At 63.8% G+C, this 13,203-nt stretch carries 4 protein-coding genes, 1 tRNA gene and 2 pseudogenes; 2 read left to right on the top strand and 5 right to left on the bottom strand.

The window, feature by feature from the left end:
- A pseudogene (locus RMO81_RS04940) lies at window positions 1–4,824 on the bottom strand (hypothetical protein); the annotation flags it as partial.
- A gap of 587 nt (window positions 4,825–5,411) precedes the next feature.
- A tRNA-Pro gene (locus RMO81_RS04935) sits at window positions 5,412–5,488 on the bottom strand.
- Window positions 5,489–6,010: 522 nt separating this feature from the next.
- Here RMO81_RS04935 and RMO81_RS04930 point away from each other — a divergent pair.
- Window positions 6,011–6,682, top strand: a complete 672-nt coding sequence (locus tag RMO81_RS04930; protein WP_310474649.1) for a DUF3011 domain-containing protein — start codon at window positions 6,011–6,013, stop codon at window positions 6,680–6,682.
- A gap of 50 nt (window positions 6,683–6,732) precedes the next feature.
- Here RMO81_RS04930 and RMO81_RS04925 read toward each other — a convergent pair whose 3' ends face one another.
- Window positions 6,733–9,027, bottom strand: a complete 2,295-nt coding sequence (locus RMO81_RS04925; protein WP_310474648.1) for a transketolase — start codon at window positions 9,025–9,027, stop codon at window positions 6,733–6,735.
- Window positions 9,028–9,093: 66 nt separating this feature from the next.
- On the opposite strand from RMO81_RS04925, the gene RMO81_RS04920 reads away from it, so the two are divergent.
- Window positions 9,094–9,696, top strand: a complete 603-nt coding sequence (locus RMO81_RS04920) for a glutathione S-transferase family protein (protein ID WP_310474647.1) — start codon at window positions 9,094–9,096, stop codon at window positions 9,694–9,696.
- Here RMO81_RS04920 and RMO81_RS04915 read toward each other — a convergent pair.
- Both RMO81_RS04915 and RMO81_RS04910 read right to left on the bottom strand, forming a co-directional pair.
- Window positions 9,693–12,503, bottom strand: a complete 2,811-nt coding sequence (locus RMO81_RS04915; protein WP_310474646.1) for a TonB-dependent receptor — start codon at window positions 12,501–12,503, stop codon at window positions 9,693–9,695. The two genes, RMO81_RS04920 and RMO81_RS04915, sit on opposite strands and share 4 nt — an antisense overlap.
- Window positions 12,504–12,624: 121 nt before the next feature.
- Window positions 12,625–13,203 (bottom strand): annotated as a pseudogene (locus tag RMO81_RS04910) (hypothetical protein); the annotation flags it as partial.

The following is a 13,203-nucleotide window of genomic DNA, read 5'->3' as shown; positions in this document are numbered from 1 at the left end:
CTGGCCGCCGCCCGCTTGCTCGATGAAGAAATCAAGCTGTTCGACGTTCTGCACCGTGGTCGTGCCAAGGTGCGTTGCCTGGCTGCCGAGCCCGACGATGGTGGCGGTGGAGCCGTCTGCGGCGAAATCGACCTGCGCGATTGTTTCGGCAACGCCGCCAACGATGTGCTGCACCAGGATCTGTTGCTGGTTGGCGCCATCGACGGTGCGCAAGGTACCGGGCGTGCCAACCGGCAGGCCAAAAGCGACGGTATCGCGGCCGCCGCCGCCGAAAATGAGGTCAGTTCCGCCGCGACCGTTCATGTAATCATTGCCGCCGTTGCCGACGATCAGATCGTTGCCGCTGCCGCCGAACAGGCCTTCGTTATTGTCGTCGCCGATGGTGTTCACGATGTTCCATGTGGCCGTGACACCGCCGCCGGTGAACGACACGCGTTCGACGCTGGTCAACGTGTCGACGCCGTCGGCGTTGCCGCCAGCACGCAGATCAGTGATCTGCACATTTCCGCCAGGCAGCCGCACGATGGTATAATTCTGGACGGTCCCCGTCAGGATGGCCGTATCGGTGCCATTGCCGCCGTCTAGGCTGTCGGTGCCAGACCCGCCAGCCAGATCGTCATCGCCGTCGAGGCCGAACAGTGTGTCGTCATCTCGGCCACCGCTAAGCCGGTCGCGCAAATTGCCACCCGTAATACTGTCGTTGCCGTCCCAGCCGTTAAGAATATTTGCAAAACCAGTAAGGGCGGTATTGGCAGTCGTGCCGAACGGCGTTGTGAATAGCGAACCCAAAATGGTGTCGTTACCCAGAGTGCCGGTCGTGAACAACGTTTCGACGTTGGAAATCTGATCGATTCCGCCGCGGCCATCGTCCCATGTAAAGCTGGTGGTGGCAGCAAAATTGCGAAAATCCAGCGTGCGACCAACCGTGAATTCGTTGAAACGATACGACACCAGGTCGGTGCCGTCGCCGCCGTCGACGAAATCATTGCCGGCATCCGGACGAATATCGTCGTTGCCGGCTTCGCCGAACAGCCGATCATCGCCATCGCCGCCAAAGAACACGTCGTTACCGGCGCCGCCGTAGAGATCGTCGCCAAGATCGCCGGGTTGCGGGCCGATGTCCGGCGTAAAGCCGCCGATCAGGATGTCGTCGCCGTCATTGCCAGACAGCGCATCCGCGCCGGCGCCGCCCGTGAGCGTGTCGTTGCCGATCCATCCGATCAGATTGTCGTCGCCAGCGCCACCGATAACGATATCGTCACCTTCGCTGGCAAAGATATTGTCGTCACCGCCGGCGCCATCCAGCGTATCGCCGAACTGGGTGCCGCCGAGCGAGTCATCGCCGTCGCCACCCGTAAGGATCGCCGGCTGGTTGTAATCGATCGGGCTGATCTCCTCGCCTGGCGAGCCCGGCAGCACCAGCGTCTGGTCGGCAAAACGCACCCGATCGACCGTCGCGTTGAGCGAATCACTGCCATCGGGTGAGCCCAGGCGGTTGTCGACGATGCTTGTAGTGCCCGTGAAGTAGCTGATCGTGTAATCGGCGAGGTTGCCCGCATACACGGCAACATCGTCACCACCGCCACCATTGAGATAGTCGTTGCCGGCGCCACCGGTCATCGTATCGTCGCCGCCACCCGCGATGAAATTGTCGTCGCCGCCAAGCCCGTCAATGATGTCTGCACCCGGCGTGCCGATCAGCTGGTCGTTCCCAGCCGTGCCGGTGATGTTCGCGCCGATGCTAGCTGTCACCACATCGCCATCGGAAAACCGCAGCGTTTCAACGTCATAGCCATTGATCGTATCACTGCCATCCGGCGCGCCGGGGCGATTGTCGGTCACGGTGATGCTGGCGGTCTGCGCGTCGCGGGTGATGGTATAGCTGGCGCGCGCGCCGCCATAGATCACGACGTCGGTACCGGCATTGCCGGTGATATTGTCGTTGCCGCTGCCGCCGATGATCGTGTCGTTGCCGGCGTCGGCATAAATGCGGAAGCCGGTGCCGGGGGGCAGGCCGGGCCGCAGCACATTCACGTCGATCACGTCGTCAAAGCGCGAGCCGTTGCTGGCCCAGGTACCGCCCTGTTCGGTGAAGCTGTTGGGGCCGATCTGGAGATAGGCTTCGGGGCCGTTCTGAATGCGGAATGTCACGCCGCCGATGCGCGACACCGTATCGGTTCCCAGTAATGCGGCACTGCCAAGTGCTTCGATGGTGGCGCTGCCCGAACCCATGTGCGTGACGCGGAACACATCTTCCACCACCGCGCCGTCAACGCGCTGCACAATCGTGCGGCCCGCGTCTGCGCCGGTGCCGGCGACGATCTGCAAAGTTCCGGTGGTTCCGGCGGCAAGGGCGAATGCCACGCTGTCGTCGCCGCCGCCGCCATCGATGCTGTCGTTGCCGGCAGCGCCTTCCATGAAACCGGCAAAGCTGTTGCCAACAATGGTGTCGTCGCCGTCGCCGCCGTTGACATAGGTCGATCCGGCCGCCCCCGCGCCCGGCAGCAACGCCGCTGCGTTGATCGTATCGGCAAACACCGACCCTTCGATGTTGCCAAAGCCGTTCTGGCCCGGAAAGGCGAGCGGGGCCACGGTGACGAAAATCCGTCCGACATTGTTGGCAAACGCCACGTCGAGCGATTCAGTGTTGATAAGCGTATCGGTGCCGAGTGCAGCCGCGCTGCCAAGCCCGGTGACGATTATGTTGGCGCCGGATTTTTCGATCCGCAGCACCTGTTCGATCACCGCGCCATCGACACGTTCAACGAAGTAGAGCCCGACATCGGCGCCGGTACCGGCCACCGCGCGCAGCGTGCCGGTGAGCCCGGCGGGAAGGCGATAGCCGGCGGAATCGTTTTCGCTGCCGCCGTCGATGCTGTCGATGCCGATCCCGCCTTCGAGATAATTGCCCCCGGCATTGCCGATCAGCGTATCGTCGCCGCGATCAGCGCTGATGTTGGCGTTCAACAACGGATTTCCGGCATAGAGCGCGTTCAGATCAAGCGTTTCGCCCAGCACGGAGCCGTTGACCTGCGCAGAATTGCCCGAAATCGCACCCACCGAGGCGACAAGCCGGACGGACGTGCCGATGTTGCTGCTGCCGCCGCCGTTGAAGTTGAGATTCTCGACATTGGTGACGCTGTCGATGCCGGTGATCGCCACTTGCGGGCCAAGTGATTCCACCGTCGCTGCACCAAGGGCCAGCGGCGAGACGCGGAACAAGTTTTCGGTGATCGTGCCGTTGGTGCGGCTGACCAGCAACCTGCCGGAGTCAGCCCCCGTGCCATCGGCCAGACTCCAAACAAAGCTGCCCGTGCCCGTGCCGTTGAAATAATTGGCATTGTCGGTTCCGGGGCTGGTGCGTCCGATAATGGTGTCGTTGCCGGCATTGCCGTTGATCTGCAGCAGCACGCTGGCATCCGCAGCCGGGAACAGCAGTGCCAGATCGATGGCATCGCCCAGCGCCGATCCGTTGACGGTCGACACCGTGGCGCTGTTGATAACCGTGGAGACGTCGACTCGAAACGAGGCATTGCTGCCGGCAATACCGCCGCTGATGTAGAAATTGACGGCCTCAAAGCCTGACAGCGTATCAGTGCCAAGCATGCTGGCAGATCCGGATGTTGTCACGGTGACGGTGCCATTGGGGTTGGCGGCAACGCGGGCAACCTGTTCGATCACCTGGCCATTGGCATCAAGGCGCATGATCAATTTCGCAGCAGAGTCCACGCCCGTGCCGTCGAACGCGCGCAGCACGCCCGGGGTGCCGAATACAAGCGCAAAGCCGGCATTGTCGAAGCCCAATCCGCCAGTCAGCGTATCGTCTTCATGGCCGCCTTCCATGTAGTTGTTGCCAGCATGGCCAATCAGCGTGTCGGTTCCCAGGGAGCCGAACAGATTGACAGCCTGGGTCGCAAGCACGCCGGGATAAGCAATGTTGGCATCAAGCGTGTCGTCGCTGATCGTGCCGAAATAGGTGGCCGTTGGCGTGGCAGCGGCATTGAAGGCACCAACATTGACCGACAATCGCACGCCAGCCGTACCGACCCCGGCAAGGCCGAAAAACACTTGATCGATATTGATCGCCGTGTCGGTACCGAACGAAGCTGCTGCGTTGATGCCCTCAACTGTCCCGCTGCCGTCGCCCGTGCGTGTGATGATGAACAGGCGTTCGATGGTGGCGCCATCAACGCGTTCCACAATTGCCCTGCCCGCATCAACGCCCGTGCCCGAAACGATGCGCAGGGTGCCAGTGAGGCCGCCCGGCACCAGATAACCAGCCTGGTCGAAGTTTCCAGCCGCGCCGCCGTCAAGGACGTCATTGCCACCTTCGCCATAGAGCGCATCGTCGCCGGTGCCGCCAAGGATGGTGTCGTTGCCGCTGTTGCCAGTCAGCGTGTCATTGCCGTCCAGCCCCGAAATCGCCCAGTCGCTTGCATCGGGAGCCACAAATACATCGTTGCCGGCTGTGCCGGTGTAAACATCGGAGGCGTCGAGAACAGTGACTGCGATCGTCTGATCATCAACCAGCGTGCCGTCGGTGGCGCGAACCACCACGTCATAAACATTGTCGGCGCCGGCATCGGCGGGCGCAACGAAACTTGGTGCAGAACGGAAGCGCAACAAGCCGGTTACGGAATCGACCTCGAACAGCGCCGAATCTGCGCCACCCACGATCACCCAGCTCAACACTGCGCCGGGATCAAAACCGCTTGCTGTCAGAAAAGCCACATCCGTGGTGCGCTCATTGACGCCAAAGCTGGCCGACCCGCTGTTCACACTGACGGCCGCACCCAACAAGCGCGTGAAGTTCTTCGTAAGCATACTCGCCCCCGCGTGACAGGCAGACCCCCAATCGGCTGATTGTCACTTGTTGTGATGGTAGCGAGTTAATCGCGGACGCGACAATAGCCATTTGTCGGGTATTCAAAACTTCACTCGAGCCTGATGCACACAGGATTGCTCCGGAAAACGCCGGCCAGCCCCATTGCTTGCATTGGACGTGCAAACGGGCAGCGGGCAACATCAAAGACTTTGCGCAGCAACTTGTCGTCAGATCTTGCCTCCGCCATAGACACCGAGGTTAGGATCGAACACGCGCCGCACCTCGATCCTGAGCACAGAGTCCAGCCGCGCTCTATCCGAAAGATTGCCGGATCATCGCGCTTGGCCACCTGCGCGTGGCCGGTCGTTGGGGCGCCATCGGATTTCTGGCGCCAGCAGCTTGCAGATCGGCTCGTCCCCATGGGTAACGATGCAATCTATGATCGCAGCCCTTGGAGCGTTGATTGTGACCCCTTCAGAAGGCCAGGATCAACACTGCGGTGTTACGTGAACTGTTGCGTCAGGCGGTTACGCCAACCAACGCAAGAGGCCGCATAAGATACTGATTTTGCTGTTTATTGAACAAATGGTCGGGGAGACAGGATTCGAACCTGCGACCCTCTGCTCCCAAAGCAGATGCGCTACCAGACTGCGCCACTCCCCGATCTGGGCTTGCCCTAGGTGAAGCTGCACAATTGAGCAAGCCCGCGCGTGACACTGCTTGCAGGGTGGACGGATGAACTGAACACGGTAGACAGTACAGGATAACGGTTGTCAGGGGGATTTTGGCATGGGCAAGCAGGCACAGGGGTTTTGGCAAGCGGTGATCGCCCTGCCTGTGATATTGTCGTTGCTGGCCGTGCCGGTGGCAGCGCAAGAACCGCAGCCCCGCCCGGCAACACGGCCGATGCTGCAACGGCCAGCGCGCCCCGAACGGCCAGTCGCCCTGCCTGGCCAGCCCAATTTGGAACAGCAACGCCCTCAGGTGCAACGCCCTCAGGTGCAGCGCCCCCAACGCCCACAGGTGCAACGCCCCGAGCCGCAGCGCCCCACCCGGCCCGGCAGTGATCGTCCGGTCACAATTCCGGCTTATCCGGACCGGCCGGGGCTGCAACGGCCGCCAGTCCGGCCGCCAGTCCGGCCGTTGCCGCCCCGCCCGCTGCCACCGCGCCCGCTGCCACCCGGCATGCGGCCGCCGGTGATCATCGCGCCGGGATTGAACTGGGGTTATCGTCATCCGGTGGGCGGCGGTGGCTTTTCCAGGCGCACCCGCTGTGAATCGTGGAGCTATGGGGAACGCTTTTGCCCGGCACGCACCAATGGCCGCGTCGTGCTGGAACGGCGCCATGGTGGCCGCTGCCGCTTCAACCGCGATTGGGGCTATGATCTGCGCGGCATATGGGTGCGCAATGGCTGCCGAGGCACGTTCATCTATGGCAGCGGCGGCTATTACCCCGATTACAACTATGGCCGCAACGATACCGCGCTGATCATTGGCGGTGTCGTGGTGGCGGCCGGCCTGATCGCCGTTTTGTCGAGCAACAACAGCAACACGCCGCGCTCATCGCCCTATCCGGCGCGCAGTTCCGCGGCAATCGAGGCCATGGATGACGCCATCGACGCCGCTGCCCGCCCGGCCTATCGCTTGTGCCTGCAAAAGGCCGCCAGCAACATTGCGGCCACCGGCGGCGATCGCCTGCGTGTGGTGGACCTGACCATCGACAGCCTGGAAGACGGCCAGTATCGTTTTGATGCCGATATCGAGGCCAATTATCCCGGCGGCGCCCGCAAACTGGTGTTCAATTGCACGGCGAGCAGCGTGAGGGTGGCCGATTTCGATTTCATCACCGAGAATTGACCGCGACGTCGAACAGGCAATCGGTCCGGCAGCGCAGGCTGCCGGGCCGATTACCGCAGAGCGGTGGCCATGGCAGTGATGATGGCATCGACATCAAGCGCATAAGCGGCAAACAGATCGACAAGATCGCCGGTCTGGCCGAAACGATCCACCCCCAGCGGCACGACGCGGTGGCCGTGGACGCTGCCAATCCACGACAGGCTGGCCGGTGCCGCATCGCACAGGGTGACCAGGCGGGCACCGGGACGCAGCGGTGACAGCAGCGTTGCGACGTGGCTGGCTTCAGCCAGCCCCTGGCGCCAGCTGCGATGCAGCAGATCGGGGCTGGTCACTGCCAGCAGGCCAAGGCCGGGGATGTCGTCGATCAGCGCCTCCCACGCGGCCACGGCTTCGGGCAACAGCGCGCCCATCGCAATGATGGCGGCTTCTGCACCCGGTGCCGGTTCGCGCAGCCAATAGCCGCCAGCGATGGCGCCGGCCTGCCAGTCGGTTCCGCTGCGCTGGATTTGCGCGATGTTGCGAGTGGACAGGCGGAAATAGACGCTCTCTCCGTCTGGCGCCTGCACATGGCCAAAGGCGTGGTGCAGCAGCAGGGCGAGTTCATCGGCATAGGCCGGCTCATAGTGAGTCAGGCCGGGCTGGCCCATGGCGATGAGCGGCGGGTTGATCGATTGGTGGGCGCCGCCTTCCGGGCCGAGCGTCAGGCCCGACGGGGTGGCGACAAGAATGAAGCGCGCATCCTGATAACAGCCGTAATTCAGCGCATCCAACCCGCGCGCGATGAACGGATCATAGACGGTGCCGATCGGGATCAGGCGCGTGCCGAACAAGGGCGCGGCAAGCCCGGCGGCGGCGAGCACCAGAAACAGATTATGCTCGGCGATGCCCAGTTCCACATGTTGCCCGCTGCCCTGCCCCGACCATTTCTGTGGGGACGGGATTTTCGCCTGCCGGAACACATCGGGCATCTGCTGCCGGCGAAACAGGCCGCGCGCGTTCACCCACGGGCCAAGCCCGGTCGAAACGGTGACATCGGGGGACGTGGTGACGATACGGTCTGCCAGCGGCCCGCCGGCCTTGGCCAGATCGAACAGGATGCGGCCAAAGGCGGATTGGGTGGATTGCTCCGCGCCCGCTGGCGCCGGGATGGCCGGCACCGGCACCGCGTCAAACGGCCGGTCACGCGGCAGGGTGGCGGCCGGGCTGGCAGCGACGTAAGCCTGCAGAGCAGCAGCCTGGTTGTCGCCAAGGCCGGCCCATTTTTCCCATTCCTGGCCGGCCGCGATGCCCAATTGCCCGCGCAGGCCTTCGATCTGGGTGGGGGTCATCAGGCCGGCGTGATTGTCCTTGTGGCCGGCAAACGGCAGGCCGCGGCCCTTGATCGTATAGGCGATGATCAGGCAGGGGCGATCATCGCTGGCCGCCTGGGCATAGGCCTCCAGCAGCGAAGCCATGCAGTGGCCGCCCAGATCGGTCATCAGCAGCGCCAGCGCATCATCATCGTGCGCCGCAAGGATCGGGGCGACAGCCTGGCCCAGATCGGCCGTCAGCCGCGCTCGCCACGCCGCGCCACCCTGATAGGTGAGCGCGGCATAATCGGCGTTGGGGCAATCATCGAACCATGTGTCCAGCGCGGCGCCACCCGGCCCCGCCACCACCGCCGCCAGCCGGCGACCATGCTTCAGCGTGATCACCCGCCAGCCGCAGGTTTCGAAGATGTCGTCGAAACGGCGGAACATGCGATCGGCGGTGGTGTGATCCAGGCTCTGGCGGTTGTAATCGACGATCCACCACAGGTTGCGCAGGTCGTGCTTGTAGGCCTCGATCAGCGCTTCATAGATATTGCCTTCGTCCAGCTCGGCATCGCCCATCAGCGCGATCATGCGCCCCGTTTCGGCCGGGCTGAGCCGGCCATGGGCAACGAGATAATCCTGAAACAGCGAGGCAAAGGCGGTGATAGCCACGCCCAGGCCAACCGAGCCGGTGGAGAAATCGACCGGAATCGCGTCCTTGGTGCGGCTGGGGTAGCTTTGCGCGCCGGCGAACGCGCGGAAATTCTGGAGTTTTTCAAGGCTCTGGCTGCCCAGCAGATAATGGATGGCGTGCAACAGCGGCCCGGCATGCGGCTTTACCGCCACCCGATCATTGGGGCCGAGCGCGGCAAAATACAGGCTGGCCATGATGCTGCTCATGCTGGCGCAGCTGGCCTGGTGGCCACCCACCTTCACACCGTCGCGGCTTTCCCGCAGATGATTGGCGTTGTGGATCGTCCACGCCGACAGCCAGCGCAGGCGCGTGTCCAGCGATTCCAGATGCGCGATGGTTTCCGGGATGATGGGCAGCATGGCCAGCCCTTGCCGCGAAACCCGGCCGCGTGCAACGTTGTCCGGTCAATCAAAGGAGACACCCGCATGCTGCTCTGGTCTGCCCCTGATCCCGCCCCCAATCCGCGCCGGGTGCGGCTGTTCCTGAAGGTCAAGGGCATCAGCATCGAGGAGAAGATGGTCTCCTTGATGGCACGGGAACATAAATCAGACGACGTGGTGGCCTTGAACCCGCGCGGGCAGGTGCCGTTTCTCGAGCTGGATGATGGCCGGGTGATCGCCGAAACGGTCAGCATCTGCCGCTATCTGGACGAATTGCACCCCGAACCTCCGCTGATTGGCAAGACAGCGTTTGAACGCGCCGAAACCGACATGTGGATCCGGCGCGTGGAAACCGGGATCGGCACACCGGTGGGCCTGTTCTGGCAGCACGGCCACCCGCTCACCGCCAAGATCATCAGCCAGGTGCCGGGCATGGGCGATGCCGCGAAAGCCCAGGCCATGATGATGATGGGCTGGTTCGATGCGCAGCTGGCCGGGCACGACTGGCTGGCCGGGGACCGCTTCACGCTGGCCGATATCAGCCTGTTGTCCATCGTCGATTTCGCCGGCTGGATTGGCCTGAAACTGCCGGCCGAGGCCAGCAATCTGCAGGCCTGGCACGACAGGGCGACGGCACGAACGGCCTAGAAGAACAGTTTGCGCAAGCTCAGCGTTACCGTGCGGCCCAGCGGATCGAGCTGGTCGCGCTGGAAGCCAATGGGCTCGGCACCAAGCCGGTTCTTCACGTTGATGCGATCGTTCAGCAGATTGTCGACCCGCAAGGACACGCGGCTGCCGCGCAGGAAAGGCACCTTGCGCACAACGTCCACGCGCTGACCCAGATCGACAAACAGCCTGAGGTTGGCCGTGGTGCGACCAGAGAAGAACAGATCATTCGGCGACTGGGTCGCGCCCGACGGATCGACGAGCACCGACGTGCCCGATTGCCAGTTCACCCCAAGACTGCCGCCAATGCCGCGCCGGGCGCCACCCAACCGCATTTCGATCTGATGACGCGGCGCGCCGCCAGATGATCCGATGGCCGAACCGTTCAGCAGATCAAGCACTGGCAGGCCGGGACGGATGCCGATCTCGTTCTGGAACGTCCAGGTGTGGAACAGCGACAATTGCACCCGGCCATCGAGGAAACCGCGCGGCGGGCCGCCACCGCCACCGCGACCACCACCAAAGCCGCCACCAGAGCCGCCACCAGCGCCGCTGGGCGGGCCACCGGCAGGCGGACCGCCGGCAGCAGGGGCTGCTGCACCGGGAGGGCCACCAGCAGGACCGCCAGCAGCGCTACCAGCATTGGGTGGGCGTTGGCCGGGGGTGAAGCCATAGGGATTGCGCGACAGGGCGCGGATCTCTGGCGGCAACGGCTGGCCAGACTGGATAGCGGCCCTGGCCTTCTCACGGGTTTCGGCAATGCGCTTCTGCACTTCGGCGGCTTCGGCCTTGCCGGGCTTCAGCGTTTGGGTGAGTGTGAAGCCCCAGCGCAGTTCTTGGCGCTGCGAATAATCGAAATTCACCGGGGTGTTGTCGATATCGGTCAATCGGCCATTGACGCGGGTGAAACGAGCCGGAAAGGCGGCTTCCAGTTCGGCGGTAGCAGTGGGGAAAGACGCAATCGGATCATCGATGCGCGACCAGATATAATTGGCGTTGAACACCAGATCGGTGCTCTCGAACGGCCTCAGATTGGCGCCCAGCTTCCACACCTGGCGGGTGTCGTTGGCGAGATTGCGGTTGCCGCCGTCCAGCCGGCTGATGTCCACCGTTTCGCCGCGGATAAAGTCGAACACCCGCACGTTGGGCGTGATGATGGCGGGATCGCCCAACTGGCCCACGCTGGGCGCCCCCTGTTCGCGGGTGAAGCTGGCGATGAAGGCCCAACCGGTGACAGGCTCCCAATTCAGGCCGGCGCCCCAGGTGATGAGCGTGCCGAAATCCGACAGCGTATCAGCTGCGATATTGCCATTCAGCGTCAGCTTGCCCAGCGCCGGCAGCACATTATCCCGCACCGAGGTGAGCGGCAGATCGAAATTGGCCTGGAAATTGCCCTGCGTGCGGCTCAACTGCGCGGCTGTCGCCAGGCCCGCGCGCACGGCAGTGGCATCCAGCGCCAGATGCTGCACCTGGGATTTCAGCGCCACCGCCAGCGGGCCAGCAGGCAATTGCAGCAGGCTGCCGTTCAACAGCAGATCGAGGCTGAGATTGTCGCTGATGCTGGTGGCCGTGTCAGTCAGCGTGGCACCGCCGAACAGGCCATTGCCATAGGGTGACAGCGTGCCAGCGCTGATCTGGCTTTGCACCGCGATCACATCGATACCGCGTTCGATGCGGCTGCGATTTTCGGCGTGGTTCCAGTTGCCAGTAAGGTTCCAGCGCCACTTGCCGACATTGCCGTCGAGCACGGTGCCCAGCCGGCTGTTCCAACTATCGCCAAAGCGCCCCAGCGGATCGGCGGCATAGCGGTTGACCAGCACCGGACCAGCGAAAGGCGAGAAGGCGCCGCCGGCCGGCAGGCTGAAACTGGCCGATGGCAGGCCCTGCATGCTTTCGGTCAGCGTCCGCTCGATACCACCGGTGAGCGTGCCGCCGATGGTGGGCGAAAGGTTGCCGGCAATCGTCCCATTCAGGCTGGCGGTGCGGCTGTCGGGCAACAGGCTGCGGAACGGGCGGATATCGGTGCTGTTGATCGGTGCGGCGGCGAACTGGGCCAGTGTGGGGCTGGTCACGCCGGCCGGAACGCCGAGCACGCTGCGGCCCGGAACCACATCGGCGCCCGTTATCAGTGCAGAGACATTGCCATCGAGCGCAAACGGCCGGCTCTGCACCGGGGTAGTGATGCGGCGTTCGGCTTCGGTGACCATCGTGTCGATCTGATATTCGGCTTCGATGCTGGTGCGGGTGCCGTTTCTGAGCCGCAGCAAATTGACTTCCAGCTCGGTCGAAAAACGCCCGCCATCAGTGGGGCCGCCAACGTCAACTTCGCCAGTCCACGCCTGGAAGCGCGGGCGCAGCACGAAGTTGATGACGCGTTGATCGGCGCGGAAACCATATTTCAGGGCGACTTCTTCGGGCAGCACTTCCACGCGGGCGATGGCTTCGGGCGGGATATTGCGGATTTCGGCAAAGCCCGATGTGCGCTTGCCGTTCAGCAGCACCGCCGGCATGCCGCCGCCGCGGCCACGACCGGACTGGGTTTGCGGCGCGATTTGAGCGAGAATATCAGTGATCGAACCAGCGCCCAATGCCCGCAGTTCCTGGGCGCCGAACACCACTTCGGGCTTGATGTCGCCCACCACCTGGCCGGGCAATTTGGTGGTGGTGACGGTGATCGTTTCATCATCTTCCGGCATGGCCTGCGCCACCTGCTGCGGCGCCGGCGCCGGCTGAGCAAAGGCGGCAACGGCCGGAGCGGACGCCAGCATCAAGGCAAGACGAGTGAACAAGGGGGCGTTCCTGTGATGGGGGCGGTCGCAGAGCACGGCCCCTAAACCTGTTGCGGACTCAAGGAAATCCCGTGCGGCAATGACTACGGCTCTGCGCGGGAATTCCCCCGCGCCACAAGCTTCAGGCCGACAGGCTGTGATCCAGTGCCTTCACCACGACGATATCGGCGACAGGCTTGCCGCGGGCGATATGATCGAGCCAATTGGGGCGGTTGATGCCGGCCCAGATCGACAGCGCAAACTGCCGGGCTTCGTCCTCGCTCATCTGGCGAAAGCGGACATAGAAACTGGCCGGATCATCGGCGGCAGCGTGCCACAGGCCCATGAAGCGATCGCTGAACCAGGCGATGATGTCGGCTTCCGCTGCTTCGATGTAGATCAGATAGTCGAGCGGTGGCCGCTGCCCGGCGGCATCGGGCGCCAGGCCCAGGCCTTCAACCAGCACGATATCAGCGCCAGCGATGTTGCGGGCGGCCGCCGGATCAACATCATAGGTCGAGTGGCTGTAGGACGGCACGGTGACGGGGCCGGATTTCAGCCCGGCCAGCGCGGCCGCCATGGCCGCTGCGTCATAGCTTTCGGGGAAGCCCTTGCGCATCAACAGGCCGGCGGCTTCGAGTTCGGCGTTGGGCTTCAGAAAGCCGTCGGTGGAGACGATCTCCACCTGCAAGGCGGTGGGCAGCGCCGCGGCAATCTGGCG

The organism is Sandarakinorhabdus sp., from assembly GCF_031422795.1.
Taxonomy (GTDB): domain Bacteria; phylum Pseudomonadota; class Alphaproteobacteria; order Sphingomonadales; family Sphingomonadaceae; genus Sandarakinorhabdus.
The sequence above is the reverse complement of the archived record's forward strand: the minus strand, read 5'-3'. Positions and strand labels throughout refer to the sequence as shown.